Here is a 22,416-nt window from a genome sequence, read left to right as displayed (position 1 = left end):
AAAAAACGAACAAAGCAAAATAAAAGCGAACAAAATGAGAACAGTTACACAACGCGTACAATATGCCTCCGTTACGATAGACGGACAGCTTAAGTCCAAGATCGGAAAGGGGCTATTGGTATTAGTCGGTATCGAGGACAAGGATACGCAAGAAGATATTGAATGGTTGGCAAAAAAGATCACCAACCTACGCATATTCGACGATGAAAACGGAGTCATGAACCGTTCGGTTATCGAAGCGGGAGGCGAGATCATGGTCGTCAGCCAATTTACCTTGCACGCCTCCACGAAGAAAGGGAACCGTCCTTCCTATTTAAAAGCGTCCAAACCGGATATAGCCATCCCGATGTATGAGGCTTTCTGCGAAGAGGTAGGGCTCCGACTCGGAAAACCTGTGCAAACCGGTACGTTCGGAGCCGATATGAAAATCGAACTTTTAAACGACGGGCCGGTTACTATTATCATCGACTCCCAAAATAAAGAATAAGTATGGCAGATATAACTTTACAACAAGCCCAGCAAATGGTAGACTCCTGGATCAAGACCTATGGGGTACGTTATTTCAACGAGCTTACCAATATGACAATCCTCACCGAGGAAGTAGGCGAACTCGCCCGGATCATGGCACGCACCTATGGCGAGCAGTCTTTCAAGGAAAGCGACAAGCACCGGGACTTAGGCGATGAAATGGCAGATGTCTTATGGGTATTGCTCTGCCTTGCCAACCAGACCGGAGTAGACCTCACCGCCGCCTTCGAGAAGAATCTCCAAAAGAAAACAGACCGAGATAAAGAACGACATATAAACAATCAAAAATTATAAGAATATGGCACATCATCACGATTGCGAATGTGGGCATGACCATGAGCATCATCACGAGCACGAGTCAAATCCCGTACAGATAGATCGCTACCATGAAGCTTTCAATAAGTTTGAGCCGGCTTTACCGGACAACCGGACTACCGAGGTGGTAAACGCCCTTCTAGAGAAACATTTCCAGGAGAACTTTACGCCGGAAGTACTGAAGACCATTCATGGCTGTATCGACCTGACCTCATTAACCAGCCTAGATACCAAAGAAAGTATCTGGAAGATGGTAGATACGGTAAACGATTTCGAGGGAACCCGTCCGGATGTCCCGAACGTGGCTGCTATCTGCACCTATCCCCTATTCGTGGAAACCGTCAAACAGGCGCTTACCGCGCAGGGAGTCAAGATCGCGTCCGTTGCCGGAAGCTTCCCTTCCTCACAGACATTTATGGAGGTCAAGATCGCGGAAACGGCTATGGCCGTCATGCAAGGGGCCGATGAAATCGACGTTGTCATGAACCTTGGTTACTTCATGGAAGACAATTTCGAGGAATTAACGGAGGAGCTACAAGAGATCAAAGAGAGCTGCCGCCACGCCCATTTAAAGGTAATTCTGGAAACCGGGGCTTTAGCCACGACGGAGAACATCCAAAAGGCATCCATCCTAGCCATGTATTCCGGCGCGGACTTCATCAAGACCTCTACCGGCAAAGGGTATCCCGGAGCTACAGCGGAGGCAGTCTATACCATGTGTAAGGCTATCAAAACCTACCATTCCATCACGGGGAACAAGGTCGGCATCAAGATCTCCGGAGGCGTACGCACAGCGGAAGACGCAGCCCGGTATTATACGATCGTAAAAGAAATATTAGGTAATGAATGGCTCAACAAAGACTTGTTCCGCATCGGAGCGAGCAGCTTAGTCGGCGACATAGAAAAACGACTCGGGAAATAACCCGTCCCAATAAACCGGGCGCGGACGATTTAGAATCTCGCGTCCGGTAAACATAAACACCCCGATCAATCCTATTTGGAACGAGTCATGATATAATCCGCCAGTTGGATTAAGGAGGCCCGGGCTTCGGACTCAGGCAATCTCAGAAGGACATCGACCGCTTTATCATGGTATTCTTTCATGCGGGCCTCGGCATATTCGATTCCACCGTTTGCCTTGGCGAACTCGATCAGGGAATCGACATTCTCCGCCACGAAATCTTTCCGTAAGATCATGTCCAGATAACGGGCGGCATCCTCTTCCCTACCCTGCCGCAAGGCATATAATAACGGAAGCGTAACCTTACCCTCGCGGATATCATTACCCGTCGGCTTACCGATATTCGCCTCCTTGAAATAATCAAAGATATCATCCTTGATCTGGAAGCAATAGCCCAGATACTCGCCAAACTCGCGGCAAAGGGCGATCACCTCCGCGGAGGCGCCCGATGAGATGGCCCCGATCTCCGTGCAAGCGGAAAGCAAGGTGGCCGTCTTTTTCTTGATCACTTGCAGGTAGCAATTCTCGTCCAGGATACTCTCCTCGGCGGTCTCCAATTGCTTGATCTCTCCTTCGGACAGATCCCGGCCCAGGTTGGAGATAATCCCTACAATCCGCAAATCGCCGGTTTGTATGGAGCGGATCAAAGCGGTGGAAAGCACGTAATCGCCTACCAACACGGAAATACGGTTATCGAAGATAGCATTCAAAGAGGGAACGCCACGACGCTGCTTCGTCTCATCGATCACGTCATCGTGAATCAATGTGGCGGTATGCAAAAGCTCCAGCAAAACAGCGGAATTGATCGTGTTATCCGTAACCTGTCCGCAGACCTTGGCGGTAAGGAGCACCAACAACGGACGCACGTGCTTCCCGGTAGAATTCAATATAACATCAATAGCCGATTGTAACCGGGTCGTCTCGCTGCGTAGAGATGCCTCGAAATCCTTATTGAAACGTTCAAATTCAGCGGAAACCGGTTCTTCTATTTTCCTTCTCTCATCCATAATTCCATGCAAAGATTCGCAAAAGTAACAAAAACTATCGAGTAAGCGAGTTTTTTCGTACATTTACCCAGATTTTGTCCCACTAAAACGTGTTAAAAGTAATGAAGTTATTCCTTATAGATGCGTATGCGTTAATTTATCGCTCCTACTACGCCTTCATCAAGAATCCCCGTATCAACTCTAAAGGCGTGAATACCTCTGCCATCTTCGGTTTTATCAACAGTCTGGAAGACGTATTAAAACGTGAGAACCCTACTCACATAGCGGTAGCCTTCGACCCGAAGGGACCTACCTTCCGGCATGAGGCCTTCGAGCAGTACAAGGCGCAACGGGAAGAGACACCGGAAGTGATCCGTCAATCCGTACCGATCATCAAGGAGATCATAGAGGCTTACAACATCCCGATCCTGGAAGTACCCCGCTATGAGGCAGACGACGTAATCGGGACCGTGGCAAAGCTAGCGGAGAAGGAGGGCTTCGATGTTTTCATGATGACGCCGGACAAGGATTACGGACAGTTGGTATCTGAGCATATATTCATGTACCGTCCTAAATTCGGTGGAGATTACGAGATCATGGGCGTAGCCGAGGTATTAAACAAATACGGCCTTACAAGCACGGATCAGGTGATCGACCTGCTGGGACTGATGGGCGACGCTTCCGATAATATTCCCGGTTGTCCGGGAGTTGGCGAGAAGACCGCCCAAAAGCTGTTGGCCGAATTCGGAAGCATCGAGAATCTATTAGCGAACACCGATAAGTTGAAAGGGGCTCAAAAGAAGAAGGTGGAGGAGAACGCCGAGCAAATCCGTTTCTCCAAATTCCTGGCGACAATCAAGACGGACGTCCCTATCGAGTTCGATGCCGCCCGTTGCGTCCGCGAGAAGCCGAACGAGGAGCGTCTGACAGAGATTTACACGGAATTAGAATTCCGAACATTTATTAACAAAATGAATTCCGAGCCGCTCAAAGCCGCCCCGAAAGGCCCCGTTCAAGGCGATTTGTTCGCAATTTTTACGCCCGAGAGTACGGAAGAGCCGAAAAAATCGATTCTCACGGACTTAAAGTCTACCCCCCACAACTATTATCTAGCTGATACAGAGGAAAAACAGGCTGATTTAGCCCACTTTTTATTGGGTCAGGAATTTTTCGCTTTTGACACGGAAACCGACGGCATCGATCCCTTGAAGGCCGGATTGGTCGGAATGTCGTTCGCCGTGAAGGAAAACGAGGCCTGGTACGTTCCCGTCCCCGCCAACTCGGTAGAGGCGGCGAAAGTAGTGGAACGCTTCTCCCCTGCCCTGCAAAATCCGAAATCACTGAAGATCGGGCAAAACATCAAATTCGACATCCTGGTGCTTCGCAAATACAACGTGAAGGTAGCCGGCCCCCTGTTCGATACGATGATCGCCCATTACCTGCTGAACCCGGAGTTGCGGCACGGAATGGATTACCTGGCGGAAACCTACCTCAAGTACCAGACCGTCCATATCGAGGAACTGATCGGCCCGAAAGGAAAGAACCAGTTATCGATGCGAGACGTACCCATAGAGCAGATCGCCGAATACGCCGCCGAGGACGCGGACGTCACGCTCAAGCTAAAGAACCATTTCGCACCCGAGTTGAAGAAGGAAGGACTAGAATCCCTCTTCACCACGATCGAGATGCCATTAATATATGTATTAGTGGAAATGGAAGCTACCGGCGTCACGCTGGATACGGTAGCGCTTAAGCAATCCTCCGGAGCACTTACCGCCTCCATGAACAAGCTGGAGCAAGAGGTTTACGAGCTAGCCGGCACGGAGTTCAACATCAACTCCACGAAACAGGTAGGCGAGATCCTTTTCGATCGCTTGAAACTAGACGAGAAAGCGAAGAAGACCAAAACAGGCGGTTACAGTACCAGCGAGGACATACTGGAGAAACTTCGCAGCAAACATCCCATTATCGGCAAGCTCCTCGAATACCGGGGGCTGAAGAAACTATTAAGCACCTATATCGACGCTCTCCCAGAATTGATCAATCCGCAGACCGGAAAGATACATACCTCTTTCAACCAAGCGGTGACATCTACCGGCCGCCTCAGCTCCACCAATCCGAACCTGCAAAACATCCCGGTGCGAGACGAGCTAGGCCGCGAGATCCGTAAGGCGTTTATCCCGGACAACACGGATTGCCTCTTCTTCTCCGCCGACTACTCCCAGATAGAGCTTCGCATCATGGCCCACCTGAGTGGCGACCCGCATATGATCGAGGCTTTCCAAAGCGGAGCGGACATCCATGCCGCGACAGCCGCCAAGATCTACGGAATCCCGGTAGAGGAAGTAACCGGCGATATGCGCCGGAAGGCGAAGACCGCCAATTTCGGTATCATCTACGGCATCTCCGTCTTCGGGCTCGCCGAGCGCCTGGGTATCCCCCGCTCCGAGTCCAAGGAATTGATAGACGGTTATTTCAACACCTATCCCCGTATCAAGGAGTATATGGAGGAGAGCATCAAGATCGCCAAGGAGAAAGGGTACGTGGAAACCATTTTCAAGCGCAAGCGTTTCTTGGCGGATATCAACTCGCACAACGCCGTAGTACGAGGTTACGCCGAACGAAACGCGATCAACGCCCCCATCCAAGGAAGCGCCGCCGATATCATCAAGCTAGCGATGGTACGCATTTACGAGCGTTTCGAGAAAGAGCGATTGAAAAGCAAGATGATCCTTCAAGTACACGATGAGTTAAACTTCAACGTATACAAAGAGGAAGCCGAGGAGGTAAAGAAAATCGTTCTCGAGGAAATGGAAAACGTCATGAAGCTGCAAGTCCCCTTGATCGCCGATTGCGGCGAGGGAGCGAACTGGCTGGAAGCGCATTGAGATAATACCGGAATCCCCCTTAAAAAAACATGTACGTGCTTTTTCAAAAAGTCGTACATGTTTTTTTGTAAACACGTACGTGTTTTATCCAAACCATAATAACCCGCCCGAAACACGAAATCCTCCCGTAAAAACACCCCGGAAGGCAGAAGAAAAATGTACGCCATACACTATCTTCGCGCCACAAAAGATTGTTCTGTATTTTAGGTTATGAAAAAAAGTTTGATCGCTTTAGCTTTCGGTACCCTTGGGCTGGGTATCGCCGAGTTCGTGATGATGGGTATCCTGCCCGATGTCGCAAAAGACTTACACATCAGCATCGCTACTGCCGGACACCTCATCTCGGCCTACGCGCTAGGAGTTTGCGTAGGCGCTCCCCTGCTGATTATCGCCCGCAAATATCCGTTGAAGCACATTCTGCTCGTTCTGGTAGGGATTATGATGATCGGTAATTTATGCGCCTCGGCAGCGCCCAATTACTGGGTATTAATGGTAGCCCGTTTCATCTCCGGACTACCCCACGGGGCTTATTTCGGGGTCGGTTCCATCGTAGCGGAGAAGCTCGCCGATAAAGGAAGAGGTTCCGAGGCTGTCTCTATCATGATAGCGGGGATGACGATCGCCAACCTGTTTGGCGTACCGCTGGGAACGGCCCTCAGCACCATGCTTTCCTGGCGGCTGACTTTCTTGCTGGTTGGTTGCTGGGGCATAGCCATCCTATATTATATCTGGAGATGGGTGCCTATGGTAGAGAATCTTCCGGATACCGGATTTAAAGGGCAATTCCGTTTCCTCAAGGCCCAAGCGCCTTGGTTGATCCTCGGGGCCACGATGTTGGGTAACGGAGGCGTATTTTGCTGGTATAGCTATATCAGCCCGTTATTGACGCAGGTATCGGGTTTCTCCACCGAAAGCCTTACCGTCTTGATGGTATTGGCGGGTTTCGGCATGGTGGTGGGTAACCTGGCCAGTGGCCGCCTATCCGATAAATACATGCCGGGGCGGGTAGCGGCTGTGGCGCAAGGTATGATTTGCGTAGTCTTGTCGCTCATCTTTTTCCTGGCACAAATATCTTGGTTGAATGTATTGCTGATGTGCCTGTGCACGGCGGGGTTATTCGCGGTATCAAGCCCCCAGCAAGTATTATTAATCCGCTATTCCAAAGGTGGAGAGATGCTGGGAGCCGCCAGCGTACAAGTCGCGTTCAACTTAGGAAACGCTATCGGGGCGTATTGCGGCGGCCTGCCGCTGGAGGCCGGCCTCGGTTATAAATACCCCGCCCTGATCGGTTCAGGATTCGCTTTCACCGGGTTCTTGCTACTGACTCGCTTTTACCGGAAATACGAGAAAACAGCTTAAGCAAAAAACGATAGGATGCCTTAAACCGCCGGAAGCCTTTTAAGGCATCCTATGTATCGGCGCAATTAAAAGTTACCACAAATCGGCCATATGCGTACATATTTCATCATATTCTCTTATTTTCGCGTAGATAAGGATCAGTAAATCTAATGGTATGATGAAAAATATCGACGATATCTTTCTTTTACAACGAATCAAAGAAGATGACGAGGCGGCATTCAAGTATCTCTTCGATACCTATTTCACCGCCGTGTATCGGCTTTCCTTTTTCTATATAAAGAAAGATACGGTATCGGAGGAGATAGCGTTAGACGTATTCACGGCTCTTTGGGAGAAACGAAAGAGTGTAAAGATCAAATTATCCATAAAAGCTTATCTCCTTACCTCTGCCCGTAACCGGACCTTAAACTATCTACGAGACCACGAGCAAGAACTCCGCACGGAAAACATATCCCTTTTCGAATCCGCTATCGAGGAATATCCCCTTGAGATGAAAGAACTGGAGCAACTGATCAACGAGGCCATCTATGCCCTGCCGGACAAATGCAGGGAAGTATTTGTTAAAAGCCGTATGGAGAACCGCTCTAACAAAGAAATCGCCACAGACATGAATATCACGGTAAAGACCGTAGAAGCCCAGATAACCAAAGCGCTCAAACACATCAAAGCCCATCTGGGGGAAAGCTATCATTATCTTTTCTGAGAAAATTTCGTTCGAGGTGTTAGGGTTCCTCTCCGAAACCGTGTCTCTATTATAAAAGGATAATCTCGATGTAATGGAAAAGATCATACCATGGGGGCTGCTTATAGCCCGATTAAGACACGAATCCACCCCGGAACAAGACGCGCTGTTCGACGCATGGATAAAAGAAGCGGATAACGCCGAGTTATTCGCCGATATCACCTTGCTCTGGAACAAGATACAGGAAGAGGTATCGGGAGCGAGACCGGATCTGGCTGTCTCTTGGGAAAAGATGCGAACCCGTATCCACGCGGGCCGACACAAGCAAAGGAGCCTACGCCGGATCAAATACTCGGTCATCTCCATCGCGGCCAGTATCTTACTGCTGCTAGGCATCGGTTACAGCTACCAGCTTGTACGGCAATACAACACCACTCAATATTATTCCGCCTTGAACGGGAAATCCAGAATAATACTGCCAGACAGCTCGGTTGTCTGGCTGAACACCGGCTCTACGCTGCAATATGCCTCCTCGTTCATCCACAAACGGCAATTAATACTGGAGGGAGAAGCCTCCTTCGAGGTCACGAAAGACAAAAGGCATCCGTTTGTCGTCCGTAGCGGCGACCTGAAGGTAAAGGTATACGGAACCAAGTTCAACGTGTATTCCTACCCGAACGACAACAACGCGAAAATCGCCCTGCGCAGCGGATCGGTATCCGTATCGCTAAAAGACGGAAAGGAAGCCTTTCTAAGCCCGGGAGAGATCGCGAGGATCGATAAGAAAGGGCAAACATTGAAGATCGAGCGATCGGACGTGGAGCTAGAGACATTCTGGGCAAAAGAATCGGTATTCTTCAAGAGCAAATCGCTCGGCTATATCTGCAAATATCTGGAAAGATGGTACAACGTGAAAATCAATGTCGATCCGAAGATAGCCGAGAGCCAATTCTATACGTTCACGGTGAAAGATGATTCCCTGGAAACGATATTACGGACCTTGTCCAAGATTAATCCGATAAAATATACATTCGATGATAACGACCGTGTAACGATAAGTAGTGTAGAACCTTAAATCATTTTGCCTATGAGTATATGACAAAAAGACAAAAGGCATAATCAAATTATGCCTTTCGGGGGCGTCGCATGCCCTCATAAACGAAAAAAAACGTGAGTTATGACAAAAGTTGGCGCTTTCCGTAGCTCACAGATTCTTAATCTTTTATTAATACAAAAGTATGAAAAATTATTCTATCCTTAAACATTCATTTTGCACTTTATCATTATTTATGGCGATGCTTCTTCACGCGGGAGTAATCCACGCGCAAGAAAAGCTTCGTATTTCTTTCTCCAATGTCTCTCTGGAAGAGGCTTTGAAGAAAATCGAGTCCGCTAGTAAATATACCTTTTTCTATGACGACAAGAGGACGGATCTTTCCCAGAAAGTATCTGCCGACGCGAATGGCCAAAGCATAGAGGAAGTACTCGACGCCATGTTGAGAACCACGAACCTCACCTACGAGATCGATAACCGCCAGATCGCCCTTATCATCAAGGGAAAGAACGGCGTGCCGCAAAAGACCAAGAAGATATCCGGCGTGGTAAGAGACGAGAATAACGAGCCGGTCATCGGGGTCAGCATCGTTCAACGCAATACCACGAACGGGACGATCACGGACCTGGACGGGCGTTTCTCCTTGGAATTGCCGGAAAACAGCTCGATAGAGATCTCGTATGTCGGCTATGGAAAACAAATTATCCCGGTAGCGAACAAGAATGATTTCAATATCGTATTGAAAGAAAACTCCTTGAATCTGGACGAGGTAGTAGTCGTTGGTTACGCCAGCCGCAAGGTGGAGGATATCACCGGGGCCGTTTCCAATATCCGCGCGGACAAGACGAATATCGGCGGAGCCTCTACTTCCGTGGATCAAATGCTCTCCGGCCGTATATCCGGCGTACAGTTCAAGCAAAATACCTCTCAGCCCGGCGGCGGGGGCAAGACGATCATCCGCGGGCGTAACTCTCTTTTCTTAAATACGGACCCTTTATATGTAGTAGACGGTTTCGTCGTGAACACGCCCAGCGCCCCCAGTAGCGGAATGGCGTTCAACGCCCCGGACCGCGACCCGCTGAACTCCATCAACCCGAACGATATCGAGAGCATAGCGGTACTGAAAGATGCCGCCGCTACCGCCATCTACGGCGCCCAAGGTTCTAACGGCGTATTCATCATCACGACCAAAAGGGGTAAACAAGGCAAGATCCGTGTCTCTTATGACGGATACGCCGGCGTGCAGACCACCGCTAAAAAGTACGACGTGATGGACGCGCGACAATATATGCGATACAACAACGCCTTCAACCTGACCAGCTTCACCGAGCAGGAGATCAACGCGGCGCAAACCACGGATTGGTTTGACCAAGTAACCCGAAACGGCTTCTTGCAGAGCCATAACGTAAATCTATCCGGAGGTTCCGAGTCTCTCAAATATTATTTCTCCCTCGGATATTACGGAATGGACGGTATCGTGAGAAATACCGGCATGGATCGCTATACCGGAAGAAGCAACATCGAGTATAAGAAAGACAAATTCACTTTCAGCTCCAATATTTTCGCCACTCATATCCTGGATACCAACCAGCCTACGGAAGGTGGTACCCGCAATTCCGTCATCTCCTCCTCCATCGCTTTCGCCCCCAACGTAACCGTACGGGATCAAGACGGGGCGTACAATAAAGACCCGAACAACGATTTCATCGCCAACCCGGTTTCTCTATTGGATATAAACGACAAGATCTATACGGATAAACTCAACTTCAGCGCAGGCGCTTCCTACGAGATATTGCCCGGATTGAAACCGGAGATCAAGCTTACCTACGACGTGCAAAACGCCCACCGCAGCTTTTACGTACCCTCGACAACCGCTTACAACGGTAACTTCACGCACGGGGGAACCGCCAGCCAAAGCTCCATGAGAAGTACCGGTATCTCCTTCGACGGCTTACTGCATTATGATGCCGTATTCAATAAGAAACATCACGTAACCGGATTGTTAGGATACGAGTATTACCAGCGGGATAACAATTATTTCCGGGCCGAGAACTCCGGTTTCGGTACGGATGCCACGCACGAGAACAATTTGGGCGGCGGCAACGCTCCCAAGATGGATTCCTCCAAAGACCGCCGTAAGGATATCTCCGGTTTCGGACGTATAGATTATTCTTTCGACGATAAATACCTCGCCACGGTAACGCTAAGGCGCGACGGTTCTTCCGTATTCGGCGGCAATAATAAATATGCCTATTTCCCGGGTGTCTCGGTGGGCTGGAAAATAGACAAGGAAGATTTTATGGCCGCGGCAGCGGATAAGGTCGATATATTGAAACTCCGTCTAGGCTACGGGCAATCCGGCAACTCGGGTATCGATCCTTATCAATCTCTTTCCAAGTATGATATGACAACGAATGGCATCCTCGGACAAAACAAGGTATCCGGAGCCACGCTAACGAATTATATGGAGAACCCGGACTTGAAATGGGAGACTACCTCGCAGGTCAACCTGGGTATCGATTACGGTTTCTTCGGCCGTTTATCGGGTAATCTGGATTTCTTCGTGAAGAACACGAAGGATATGTTGGTGCAGGTCTCGCAATCTCCTATGACCGGCCATAAATATCAATGGCAGAACGCCGCCTCCATGCGGGTATGGGGCCTTGAGTATAGCTTGAGCTCGACCAACATACAGACCCGCGATTTCGAATGGGACACGCAGTTGAGTTTCTCCTGGACAGACAACAAGATCACGGATTACAACGTAACCGACGAAAGCACGGTGGCGGCGTTGAACACGATCGGTGTTATCAAGGGGGAACGTACGAACTCATATTATACGTATGTCGTCGATGGCATCGATCCTTCCAGCGGCTCGTATCGTTTCAAGGATCTGGACGGAGACGGCTCTATCACGGTAAAGGACAAAGCGATCCTCGGGACTCCGGACCCCCGGGTAATCCTAGGCTTCGGCAACACGTTCAAGTACAAGAACTTCGCGCTGGATATCTTCTTTAACGCCAACTTCGGCAATAAGATGTATAACTACTCCGCAATGAACTTTACGCTACCGAATACTTTCGAGACTTCCAACTATATGACAGATGCCATGAATTATTGGTCCGAATCCAATCCGGGATCGGATATAGCGGCCAATCGCACGAACGGCAACGGTAACGCCCTGTATAACTCCCGCTGGATCGAGGATGCCTGGTTCATCCGTCTGCAAAACGTGACCTTGTCTTACAACTTGGCCTCTATCCCCTCGTTTCGCAAGATATTCCCGACGGCCAAGATATATGTGCAGGCGCAAAACCTGTTCCTGATCACCCCCTACTCCGGCCTGGACCCGGAACTAGCGAACAACGCTTATATGGCCTCTTCCGAGAACCTTCCCGCGTTCCTTCCCGGCAGCGTAGACATGAACGCATATCCCCCGGCACGGACATTCACGGTAGGTCTTAACTTTAGTTTCTAACATCAAAAACATACATTCAATATGATACGCAAACATTCTATCAAATATATCGCGCTTGCCCTGTTGGCCGGCAATCTCGCTTTTACTTCCTGCTCCGACACCATGGTAGAGGAAAAACTGTTCAGCCAGATCGGAGACGGCAACCTTTCCGATATCGAAGGCGCCCGTTTATTGACCAATGGGATTTACGGATATGTACAATATTTCAGTTACTTCGGGGGAAACAACTGGCTGATGAACGTCAGCTCCTATTCCGACGAGTTTTTCTGTAACTGGGGCGGCACGCCGGAGACCGGATGGGGAGGCGCGCAGAACTTCCTCAATATGGATGCCGGCCACGCCATGTCGGAAACGAACTGGAATAGCGTCTACAGCCTCATCACGCAATGCAACGAGGTGATCACCAAATATAGAGAATCCACGGAACCGGAAATAATCCGATACGTAGCGGAAGCTCGTTTCTGGAGGGCTTTCTCGTACGACAAATTGTATCATTTATTCGGTACGGTTCCCTTGGTTACCGGCAGCCAGGATATCAAGAACGGTATCGCACGGGCTTCGCGAGAGGAAATGGAATCTTTCATCGAGACGGAACTGGCCGACGTAGAGAAGGTATTACCGGAAACTTACTCCTCTACGGACTATGGCCGCCCTACCTCATGGGCGGTCAAGGCCACGTTAGCCCGCTATTACTTGAATAAGAAAGATTGGCAGAAAGCCTCCGCTTACGCAAAAGAGATTATAGATAAGGGCGGTTTCAGCCTGGTTGATTACCAAGATATATTCTCCAAGAACCAGAACGATGAGGTCATATTGGCTATCAATCATATAGCGGAGGCGAACCATGGAAACAAATACGTGGCCTTGGTATTGGAGGCCTCCATTCGCGACGCTCTTGGCATTACCGGCGTATCCGCTTCCAACGGATATGGCATGGCCGTACCTTTCTTCCGTACTTTCGATCCGGACGACAAACGTATCGCACCTTATAATCCTGCTACCGGTAAAGGTATAGCCGTATCCGGAATCGTTTATAAAAGCGATGGAACGCCGGTTTACGGTACTCCCGAGGAGCCCAAAAGCGTAGAGGAGCAACTGAGCCGTGTGCTTACGTTCAAATGGGAGGTACAAACGAACATTCCATTGGGCGAGGATGCCTCCCTGAATGTCCCTACGTTGCGCCTTGGCGAGGTTATGCTAACTTACGCGGAAGCCGAGAACGAATTAGGCCATCTGGAGGAAGCGAGAACCTATGTCGATAAAATCCGTAACCGTGCGGGCCTGGAGAATCTCCCCGCGAACCTAGACATGGCATCCATGCGCGACGCCATTCTCGACGAGAGGGGCTGGGAATTGTATCACGAGGGTTATCGCCGCGAGGATTTGGTGAGACACGGTAGGTTATTGGAGAAAGTAAACGAGAAATATCGCTATTATTTCGGCAAAGATATGCCGTGGAAAAATAATAACGACCGGATATTACAACCGATACCGACAAACGCGTTACTTTTAAACCCGCTGTTGAAACAGAACCCGGGATATTAAACCACAGGGAACCGAATTAAATAACTCTAATTCTTCGATCATGAGATTATGTATATTATTAGCGAGTATACCTCTTTTCCTTAGTTGCAACGCGCCTAAGGCCCCCCAAGCGTTCAGCTTGGGGCAAGAGGTCGGTCAATTGCCGAATATCCAAGGTAAAGAAGGGAACGGGAACTATTTGTATGTGACCGCCGGAAACAACCTGTATTCCATCGGCAACCAGTACGGGAATTTCCCGCCGGCAGGTTTCCACGTACCCGGCGAGATGAGCGGCATATGGCAACATCCGGTCAAGTTGCTGGACGGTTTTACCCTATCCATACAAGACGGGGAGAAGTCTATCACGCTGGATAAATGCGATTCTTTCATCACGTACCCGCTAGCCACCCAGTTCAAATACGAAGGGGATGCCGGCTTGGATATCGTACGCACGGATTTCGTGCCAGACAGCCTTCCGGTCTTGGCCGTAGAGTACCAAGTCCGCAACAAGACGAACAAGCCGAAAGAAATCCTCTTATCATTTACCGCCGATACCGACCTGTCTCCGGTATGGCTGGGCGAACGTAGCGGAATGACAGATACCAGGGATCAATATACCGGTCTGGCCCATAATACCGCCTTCGCGAAAGACAGCTTAAATAACTGGCTCGTGGGTATTACCTCCGATCAAGATAGCTTATCTGCCGATCACCTGGGAAATAGCCCGGTACAAGGCCAAGGGATTTCTGTCAGGCTTAATACACCCCGTTTAAATCTCGCGCCCAACGAGGTAAGGAATATCCGCTTCTTTATCTCCGGCTCCATGAAAAACGAGACCGAGATACAAGAGAACCTACGGGTAGCGCGAGAGAACCTGAAAGACCTGTATAACCAAAAGAAACTACGGTATGAGGAGATCGACCGTACCGCCGCTATAACCATACCGGACACGTTGCTTATGACCGCTTATCAATGGGGTAAATACAATAGCGACTGGCTGGTTCGCGATGTCCCCGGTTTGGGAAACGCCATGAGTGCAGGGCTTCCGGATTATCCTTGGTTCTTCAGCAACGACCAGTCCATCACGTTCAAGGCCTTGGTCGGGACCCGCGATCCGGGCTTATTCTACAATTCCATGAGAATGATCAAGGAGGTATCAGATAAGTTCAATGATAATACGGGGCGTATCGTCCACGAGTTCTCTACCAACGGGGCGGTCTATGATAAAGGGCGTATGGAAGAATCCCAAGAGTTTATCATCGCCACCTGGGAAATATTCAAATGGACGGGGAACATGGATTTCCTAAGAACCTATTACGAGCATGGGAAAAAGGTATGGGAGTTCTTGCAGGAGCACGATACCAACCATAACTTATACGTGGAAGGTCCAGGAGGCGTGGAGATCAAAGGGCTGAACGACGAGATGCTAGACGTTGCCGTCCATACCCAGATATTCCTGGATGTCATGTCGCGGGCGGCAGCGGTGTTAAACGAACCGGATTTATCGAAAGATTTCGCCTCTAAAGCGGATCGGTTGAAACAGCAGATCAACGAGGATTGGTGGAGCCCTTCCGAGAAACGTTTCGCCGATTTTATCTCGGATAAGCGAAAAGCCGTCCAATTGATCGACATGGCCCTTGAGGAACGAGTGATCGCCAACCGGAATGAATGGGCACGGAAGAAACTAACAGCCTTGAAAGAGCGGATATCGAAAGGAGAACATAAGGAAAAAGGCTATACGGTATTCTATAACGCCTCCTGCCTACTCCCCGTCAAGGAGGGCATAGCCGACCGGGATAAGGCGCTCCAAATGCTGGACGAGGTACCTTTCTTCACGAATAAGTTCGGTATCTACGTGGCGGGTATCGCACGCCCGGATGATATCACCTTGGAGGAATGCTCCGTAGCCGACCGCCTCAACGGTGATTTCAACTACAACGAGGCGATCATGCAAGGGGCGACATCCAACCTGGCGATAGCGGAGTGCCAATACAGGGGGTTTGAGAGTGCCCGGAAATACATCCGGCAAATCCTGAATAATTTCAGTTTCGCTACCCCCGGAACAACTTATGAGGTTTCTCCGGATTACGGCATGTTCGTGCAAGCCTGGAACGTCTGCGGCTATAATATCCCATTAATACATTACGTATTCGGAGTAAGCCCGATGGCTCATGAGAAAGAGATAAATATCAAGACCGATATCCCGGAGGATTGGGGATATGCCAAACTTGATAATTTATTGGTAGGCGATAACCGGTTAAGCATCGATTACCAAAAATCCGGACAACAAAAATCATTTGTCATCTCTTGTACCGAAAACGGATGGAAGCTTCGCTTTACCGTACCGTCCAACAGCAAGTCTGTCAAGGTGAACGGAAAGGAGATATCCGCTTCTTCCGGGTTTATCGACTTAACCGGTACCAAGAATACGATCGAACTCATGTAGCTCGATCAAGGTAGTTGTTAATTACGGGTGTGTCAAAACTTAATTTTAGCCCGGATAGGCTTTTGATTTGAAACTTGAACATCCTTAAAGGCAAAAAGAAGAGTCGTATCAAACTCTGTTTTGAGTAATGATACGGCTCTTTTCAGGTCTTGTAGTTATTATAATCCGTAACTTTTCGGAGAGATCATTTTTGTTTTGGTACACCCACAATTACAAAGAACAATAGCCAAAGATTGTTTCTGGTACTTTCGTATATATTTCGATATTAATTTCCTACATTTACAGACCTAATGTAACGAAATTATGATTAACACTTTAACATCTTTGCGATTCATATTCGCCATGATGGTCTTCGGGGCACACTGTTATGTTATAGATAACTTCTTCGATATCCATTTCTTCAAAGAAGGGTTTGTCGGAGTCAGTTTCTTCTTCATGTTGAGTGGTTTTATTATAGCGTACAATTACCAGAAAAGACTCACCGAGAATAAGATAAGCAAACGCAGCTTTTGGGTAGCGCGCGTCGCCCGCATTTATCCCTTGCACTGGCTGACCTTGCTGGTAGCCGCCGCTTTAGGAAATTACGTAATAGCGTCGGGAGCCATAGACTGGTGTAAGCATTTCCTCGCCTCACTCACTTTGACAAACGCCTATATACCTAAAGACCATTATTTTTTCTCATTCAACAGCCCTTCGTGGAGTTTATGCTGCGAACAGCTTTTCTATATTTGCTTCCCGTTCCTCATACCGCTCACGAAAGACTACAGGAGATTACTGCTCGTTTTCCTGATCTGCGCGATAGTATGTGTCGCCGGTATGTATTTCACTCCTGTGGAAAGCATAAAAGGATATTGGTATGTTAACCCGATCACCCGCCTCCCGGATTTTATAGCCGGCATGCTATTATTTCAATTATACGACCGCCTGAAGAGCAAAAACATTACCTTCTGCCAAGGAAGTATCATCGAGATCGTATCGATGGCATTATTTTTGGGCCTTTACCTCTATGCCGCTGAAATCCCCAAAGTATACCGGTACTCCTGTTATTACTGGCTTCCCATCGCATGTATCCTGATTAGTTTTTCCTTGCAAAAGGGTATGGTCTCGAGATTATTATCTAACCGTTTCTTAGTGATTGGCGGAGAGATCAGTTACAGTTTTTACCTGATTCATCTTTTCGTGTTGCTTTCTTACGCTAAATGGCAAAAAGAAAGCGATTTCCATATAGATTGGTACGTCTCGATCCCACTTCTATTTTGTATCATAACCTTGTTGAGCCTGCTCTCTTATTATTCTTTCGAGAAACCGATGAACAAACTCGTCAAAAGATTATTAAACAAATAATCGATGGATCGACCGATTAAGCACGAAGAGAAAGCGCAGAAAATAACCGTATCAGCCTAAAATTGATTATCTTTGCGAACTCAAAACAAGATACTTGAAGTAAGTATATAACTGATTGATAATAAAAAATACTATAATATTATGGCATTACAATGTGGCATCGTAGGACTTCCGAACGTAGGAAAGTCTACCCTTTTCAATTGCTTATCGAACGCAAAGGCACAATCTGCGAACTTCCCGTTCTGTACGATCGAGCCGAATGTAGGCGTGATCACCGTACCGGACGAACGATTGAATAAACTGGCGGAAATCGAACATCCGCAACGGGTGATCCCTACCACCGTGGAGATCGTGGATATCGCCGGATTGGTGAAAGGAGCCAGCAAAGGGGAAGGATTAGGCAATAAGTTCTTAGCCAATATCCGCGAGACAGACGCTATATTGCACGTATTACGCTGCTTCGACGATGATAATATCGTGCACGTGGATGGACGTGTAGACCCGGTCCGTGATAAGGAGATCATTGACTACGAGCTCCAGATCAAGGACCTGGAAACGATAGACAGCCGTATCGCCAAAGTACAGAAGCAAGCGCAAACCGGAGGAGACAAGCAAGCAAAAGTCGCCTACGAGGTGCTTTGTAAATACAAAGAGGCTTTGGAGCAGGGAAAAAGCGCACGTACCGTCTCCTTCGACACGAAAGATGAGGAACGCATCGCGCACGACTTGTTCTTGCTCACAAACAAGCCTGTCATGTATGTTTGCAACGTGGATGAGGCTAGCGCCGTAAACGGTAATAAATACGTGGATGCCGTACGTGAGGCGGTAAAAGACGAGGATGCCCAGATACTAGTGGTCGCCGCCAAGATCGAGAGCGAGATCGCCGAGTTCGATACCTATGAGGAACGCCAGATGTTCTTGCAAGAGATCGGGCTGGAAGAGTCTGGTGTAAACCGTTTGATCAAATCGGCTTATAAACTACTGAATCTGCAAACTTTCTTGACCGCCGGACCGGACGAATGCCGTGCGTGGACATTCCATAAAGGCTGGAAAGCTCCCCAATGCGCCGGTGTTATCCATACGGATTTCGAAAAAGGATTTATCCGTGCCGAGGTAATCAAGTATGAAGACTATATCGCTTACGGCTCCGAGGCGGCTGTAAAAGAGGCCGGAAAGATGAGCGTCGAAGGAAAGGAATATGTCGTACAGGATGGAGACATCATGCATTTCCGCTTTAACGTATAAGGAGTAATCGAAATAAATCATATCTTTGAGACCGGATAACATTAACTTTATGTTAGTTTATCCGGTTTCTTGTATCCTTTAAATCTATATATGTATGTAAATCTATATGTGTATGAAGCATTTTCTCAATTCTGTACTCTGTATGTGTATCACCGTTTTTTGTACCCACGCCCAGCAAAAGAACGTCACTAGTATCTTAGAGGTAATGGACATCACGACCGGACAACGTTCCGTGATCAAGGAGTTTCCTTTTTTGATAGAAGCCCCAAACTGGACTCCCGACGGTAATTGGCTCGTATATAACAGCGGGGGAAAATTATATAAGCTCTCTCCGGAATCTCCAGGCGAGCCGCAACTAATCAATAGCGACTATGCGACCCATTGCAACAACGACCATGTGATCTCTGCCGACGGCAAACAGATAGCGATTAGCAACGGAACGAAAGAGGATGGCAAATCGCGCATCTATACCTTACCTTTCGAAGGCGGTATCCCTCGGTTGATTACCCCGCTCGGTCCCAGCTATTTGCACGGATGGAGCCCCGACGGGAAACAACTCGCTTACTGCGCCGAGAGAAACGGTAATTTCGATGTCTATGTCATTCCTGCCCTAGGTGGAGAAGAAAAACGCCTCACGACAGCCGATGGCCTAGATGATGGCCCTGAATATTCACCTTGCGGACAATATATTTGGTTCAACTCCGTACGTACCGGGCTTATGCAAATCTGGCGCATGAAAACGGATGGTTCCGAGCAAACCCAAATGACATTCGATGAGACCCGTAACTCTTGGTTCCCCCATATCTCCCCGGATGGAAAACAGGTAGTTTTCATCACCTATACAAAAGGAGACCTGGAACCCGGGCAACATCTCGCCAATAAAAACGTAGAATTACGCCTTATGCCGGCCACAGGCGGAGAGCCCAAGACCTTAGTCAAACTATTCGGCGGGCAAGGAACGATAAACGTAAACTCTTGGGCACCCGATAGCAAGCGATTTGCTTTCGTCAGTTATCGGCTAGATTGATCCATATCCTTCCCGTCTATACTCGGAAGGGATAATTCCCGTTTGCTTAATAAACGCCCGACGGAAGGTACTGATAGAATGGAAGCCCGAGCGTTCGGCTATCTCTTGTATACTGGCCAAGGGTTCGGCTTCCAATAAACGTTTGCTCTCCTCTACCCTGAAACGATTTACGTAGTCCGAGAAAGAACAGCCTAGCTCTTTATTAAACAATTGGGAAAGATAAGAGCGGCTCATCGGGAATATTCGCTGTAAGTCGGTCAGGCGTAAGTCTTCCCGTAGGTAAGGCTTCTCGCGTTCGAACCAGGCTTGTACCTCCTCTACGTATCTTTGCCGTATGATACCTTTCTGTTCCTCGCTACCTTGGTCATCGTCCGCATCCTCCTCCAGATCGGGCAATTCCCAACCGCTCTCGAAAGTATGATCCAAATGGATTACTTTCAGGAACAAGGCCTTATAAAAGAAAAAGTACCACAAGACCAATAAGAACGCCTTGTCGATCACGTACAAGACAGCACGATCCGTAAACAACAATACCAAATAAAAAACATACATGGAAGAAAGGATCATCATAATCTTTCTCAACCAGTCTAGATCATAAGCTTCCGGATCTGATACATTCTCCCTTAAATACAGCTTAAACTCCTCGCTATAACGCAATACCAGATAAATAGGCACGGCCATGTACAGAAGCGTGGAAAACAAGATTAAAAGCCGTATAGCCACATCCAGATTCACGCTAGCGAATACCTCGCCCAGAAAGTTATAACGATGAATATCCCCACCCGATAACCGGTAAATCAAAAATGAAAACCCCAATACCCATATCGGACTGGTAAAGATAAAAAAACGACGGGCGGTCATATAACAGGGGCGCAACACTTCTATCACGTAACAAGCCAATGTCGCTACTACGATACATCCCATGATCAACACATCCGGATGGAATATCTCTTTCGAATTCTCTACATACAGGTTAACCGATACTCGCACCGCCGCTAAAAACGCCCATAATAGCATACTCCATCCTAAAATTTGTTTTGCCCTATTTTCACGGGCACGTAGCAACAGGGTAACACCGCCAAAAACACAAAAGCCCAATATCTGTAAGCTCAACAAAAACTGAATCTTATCCAACATAATAACACTACCTCCTATCTATTAAACAATACGCCCCCCCAAATGTTCTTTTTGATTCCTCAGTTAACAATATGAACACCATAGATAATTTGAACGATCTAATTTTGTACGATTTCACCGATGTTTTAGACCGTATGCTCCTCCTTTTCTCCTTAATCGCCTGAAATTTGCATCCAGAAGTTTCACACAAAAATAAGATAAAATAATGAGAAAGTCTGTACTCTTTACCTGTATGATTTTAAGCTTTTGGAGTTGCTCCGGCGACAAAGACTTCGGAAGTCTTGAGAATATCGGTTGGAATGAGAAACCACTCCAAATAACGACTCGTATCTTAACTACAAAATCCACGAATTTTATACAAGAATTCAAAGAAGGCTCTATGCTCGGACTGCAAATCACGTCTGGTACGACCGGCGATTTATACAATGATGTATCCGGTTACCGAAACGTAAGCGCAAAAGCCTATAAGGTAAACGGAAAAATCCAGTGGCAACAAAACCCGGAAGTGATGCTCGGCTCCGAGGAAGCTACGATATACGCATATTATCCTTATCAAGAAGACAGGAATCTTAACGTCAGGCAGATACCTGTCAAGCTAGCGCCAAACGCACAGGAGACCTATGATTATATGTATGGAACCCATGCGATCGGGCAAAGGGCGGTCAACAGCACCTCGCCACTCGTATTACTCCGCATGAATCATGCCCTATCACTGATATCTTTCCAGTTGAGCTTGGATAAAAACAAGGCAGGAGCCTTTATATTAAGCGCTGTTCAAGTAGGAAACAAGCCCGGAGGAACAACCTTAGCCAGCGAGGGTACACTGGATATCACGACCGGCGACATCACCGGCACTGTCTCCCGCGGTACCTTTGCATTCACGGCGTTATCCTTGACGAATCCGGTCATCCTCATCAACAAGAAATACTGTGATCCCATGCAACTCATGGTAATCCCTACCTCCGGAAAGATCAAGACCGGCGAAGTAGAGGCTCTATTCACGATCAACGGAGAAACCTATAAATTCAACATCCCCGCCAACATCCAATGGGAAAAAGGCAAGAAATATTTATATAAGCTAAGCTTTAACGGAAGGTCGTTACAATTGCGAGAAGTCTCCGTCACAGACTGGTCGCCAGGTAACGGATAATGGATTGATTGGCAAAGCCATGTAAGTTCTCACATCATGGCTATCAAGGTGTAACGCCGTGGCAAGCCTCAGCCCGCTTGCCACCGGCCACTACACCGAGAGTACCGATAACTTTTATCATTCCGGCGAATCCGGCCATCATACGCCACTACCCGTATGATGTGCCTACCATTCAGCCGACTCTATATATTCTCTTGCAACAAGAGAAACAACGGGTCTCGTCCAAATATCTTTCACGTCCGGGATGGCCATTCCCTCCCGACTTAACGCCAAGAACATTCTTCTATTTGAC

Annotated in this window: 16 protein-coding genes; 14 read left to right on the top strand and 2 right to left on the bottom strand. The window is 48.2% G+C overall.

The features are described from left to right. The first annotated feature begins 34 nt into the window (after positions 1–34). Genes dtd through deoC form a run of 3 tightly spaced genes read left to right on the top strand, consistent with a single transcriptional unit; the run spans position 35 to position 1,765 of the window. Positions 35–487 (top strand): D-aminoacyl-tRNA deacylase, encoded by a 453-nt coding sequence (dtd, locus tag Q0110_RS05420; protein WP_297903784.1) that lies wholly within the window; start codon positions 35–37, stop codon positions 485–487. A 2-nt stretch (positions 488–489) separates the two neighbouring features. Next, positions 490–822 (top strand): nucleotide pyrophosphohydrolase, encoded by a 333-nt coding sequence (locus Q0110_RS05415; protein WP_005860438.1) that lies wholly within the window; start codon positions 490–492, stop codon positions 820–822. A 4-nt stretch (positions 823–826) separates the two neighbouring features. Further along, complete coding sequence (gene deoC / locus Q0110_RS05410) at positions 827–1,765, top strand: deoxyribose-phosphate aldolase (protein WP_297903773.1); 939 nt, start codon at positions 827–829, stop codon at positions 1,763–1,765. Positions 1,766–1,836: 71 nt separating this feature from the next. On the opposite strand, the gene Q0110_RS05405 is transcribed toward deoC, so the two are convergent. After that, entirely contained in the window at positions 1,837–2,811 is a 975-nt protein-coding gene (locus Q0110_RS05405; protein WP_297903770.1) for a polyprenyl synthetase family protein, read from the bottom strand. Positions 2,812–2,912: 101 nt separating this feature from the next. Between Q0110_RS05405 and polA the strand changes: the two genes are divergently transcribed. The 10 genes from polA to Q0110_RS05355 all read left to right on the top strand — a co-directional run bounded on the left by polA (position 2,913) and on the right by Q0110_RS05355 (position 19,837). Next, positions 2,913–5,678, top strand: coding sequence for a DNA polymerase I (gene polA, locus Q0110_RS05400; protein WP_297903766.1), 2,766 nt, complete (start codon positions 2,913–2,915; stop codon positions 5,676–5,678). A 210-nt stretch (positions 5,679–5,888) separates the two neighbouring features. Next, the gene (araJ, locus tag Q0110_RS05395) at positions 5,889–7,037 is read left to right on the top strand and encodes an MFS transporter AraJ (protein WP_297903763.1); all 1,149 of its coding nucleotides are present in this window, start codon (positions 5,889–5,891) and stop codon (positions 7,035–7,037) included. Positions 7,038–7,191: 154 nt separating this feature from the next. Beyond that, entirely contained in the window at positions 7,192–7,740 is a 549-nt protein-coding gene (locus Q0110_RS05390) for an RNA polymerase sigma-70 factor (protein ID WP_297903760.1), read from the top strand. Between the two features lie 73 nt (positions 7,741–7,813). After that, positions 7,814–8,794: a FecR domain-containing protein gene (locus Q0110_RS05385; RefSeq protein WP_297903757.1), complete on the top strand. Its 981-nt coding sequence runs from the start codon at positions 7,814–7,816 to the stop codon at positions 8,792–8,794. 163 nt (positions 8,795–8,957) lie between these two features. Further along, positions 8,958–12,251, top strand: coding sequence for a TonB-dependent receptor (locus Q0110_RS05380; RefSeq protein WP_297903755.1), 3,294 nt, complete (start codon positions 8,958–8,960; stop codon positions 12,249–12,251). A gap of 21 nt (positions 12,252–12,272) precedes the next feature. Beyond that, a complete protein-coding gene (locus tag Q0110_RS05375; protein WP_297903752.1) occupies positions 12,273–13,796 on the top strand; it encodes a RagB/SusD family nutrient uptake outer membrane protein in 1,524 nt (507 codons plus the stop codon). 40 nt (positions 13,797–13,836) lie between these two features. Further along, the gene (locus tag Q0110_RS05370; protein ID WP_297903749.1) at positions 13,837–16,221 is read left to right on the top strand and encodes a hypothetical protein; all 2,385 of its coding nucleotides are present in this window, start codon (positions 13,837–13,839) and stop codon (positions 16,219–16,221) included. Between the two features lie 303 nt (positions 16,222–16,524). Then, on the top strand, positions 16,525–17,565 hold the full coding sequence (locus Q0110_RS05365) for an acyltransferase (RefSeq protein WP_297903745.1): 1,041 nt from the start codon (positions 16,525–16,527) through the stop codon (positions 17,563–17,565). Positions 17,566–17,706: 141 nt separating this feature from the next. Next, positions 17,707–18,810, top strand: coding sequence for a redox-regulated ATPase YchF (ychF, locus tag Q0110_RS05360; protein ID WP_297903742.1), 1,104 nt, complete (start codon positions 17,707–17,709; stop codon positions 18,808–18,810). 112 nt (positions 18,811–18,922) lie between these two features. Continuing rightward, positions 18,923–19,837 (top strand): transporter, encoded by a 915-nt coding sequence (locus Q0110_RS05355; RefSeq protein WP_297903732.1) that lies wholly within the window; start codon positions 18,923–18,925, stop codon positions 19,835–19,837. On the opposite strand, the gene Q0110_RS05350 is transcribed toward Q0110_RS05355, so the two are convergent. Further along, on the bottom strand, positions 19,829–20,974 hold the full coding sequence (locus Q0110_RS05350; protein ID WP_297903727.1) for a helix-turn-helix domain-containing protein: 1,146 nt from the start codon (positions 20,972–20,974) through the stop codon (positions 19,829–19,831). The genes Q0110_RS05355 and Q0110_RS05350 overlap by 9 nt on opposite strands. Positions 20,975–21,179: 205 nt before the next feature. On the opposite strand from Q0110_RS05350, the gene Q0110_RS05345 reads away from it, so the two are divergent. Continuing rightward, positions 21,180–22,124: a fimbrillin family protein gene (locus Q0110_RS05345; RefSeq protein ID WP_297903724.1), complete on the top strand. Its 945-nt coding sequence runs from the start codon at positions 21,180–21,182 to the stop codon at positions 22,122–22,124. Positions 22,125–22,416: the final 292 nt, after the last annotated feature.

The organism is uncultured Parabacteroides sp. (assembly GCF_947855115.1).
GTDB lineage: Bacteria > Bacteroidota > Bacteroidia > Bacteroidales > Tannerellaceae > Parabacteroides.
The sequence above is the reverse complement of the archived record's forward strand: the minus strand, read 5'-3'. Positions and strand labels throughout refer to the sequence as shown.

Bases quoted from the DNA above. Each gene is read 5' to 3' on its own strand.
- Q0110_RS05385 (WP_297903757.1), top strand. From the start codon at position 7,814: ATGGAAAAGATCATACCATGGGGGCTGCTTATAGCCCGATTAAGACAC.
- Q0110_RS05350 (WP_297903727.1), bottom strand. From the start codon at position 20,974: ATGTTGGATAAGATTCAGTTTTTGTTGAGCTTACAGATATTGGGCTTT.
- Q0110_RS05345 (WP_297903724.1), top strand. From the start codon at position 21,180: ATGAGAAAGTCTGTACTCTTTACCTGTATGATTTTAAGCTTTTGGAGT.
- Q0110_RS05365 (WP_297903745.1), top strand. From the start codon at position 16,525: ATGATTAACACTTTAACATCTTTGCGATTCATATTCGCCATGATGGTC.
- Q0110_RS05375 (WP_297903752.1), top strand. From the start codon at position 12,273: ATGATACGCAAACATTCTATCAAATATATCGCGCTTGCCCTGTTGGCC.
- araJ (WP_297903763.1), top strand. From the start codon at position 5,889: ATGAAAAAAAGTTTGATCGCTTTAGCTTTCGGTACCCTTGGGCTGGGT.
- ychF (WP_297903742.1), top strand. From the start codon at position 17,707: ATGGCATTACAATGTGGCATCGTAGGACTTCCGAACGTAGGAAAGTCT.
- polA (WP_297903766.1), top strand. From the start codon at position 2,913: ATGAAGTTATTCCTTATAGATGCGTATGCGTTAATTTATCGCTCCTAC.
- Q0110_RS05405 (WP_297903770.1), bottom strand. From the start codon at position 2,811: ATGGATGAGAGAAGGAAAATAGAAGAACCGGTTTCCGCTGAATTTGAA.
- Q0110_RS05370 (WP_297903749.1), top strand. From the start codon at position 13,837: ATGAGATTATGTATATTATTAGCGAGTATACCTCTTTTCCTTAGTTGC.
- Q0110_RS05415 (WP_005860438.1), top strand. From the start codon at position 490: ATGGCAGATATAACTTTACAACAAGCCCAGCAAATGGTAGACTCCTGG.
- Q0110_RS05355 (WP_297903732.1), top strand. From the start codon at position 18,923: ATGAAGCATTTTCTCAATTCTGTACTCTGTATGTGTATCACCGTTTTT.
- dtd (WP_297903784.1), top strand. From the start codon at position 35: ATGAGAACAGTTACACAACGCGTACAATATGCCTCCGTTACGATAGAC.
- Q0110_RS05380 (WP_297903755.1), top strand. From the start codon at position 8,958: ATGAAAAATTATTCTATCCTTAAACATTCATTTTGCACTTTATCATTA.
- deoC (WP_297903773.1), top strand. From the start codon at position 827: ATGGCACATCATCACGATTGCGAATGTGGGCATGACCATGAGCATCAT.
- Q0110_RS05390 (WP_297903760.1), top strand. From the start codon at position 7,192: ATGATGAAAAATATCGACGATATCTTTCTTTTACAACGAATCAAAGAA.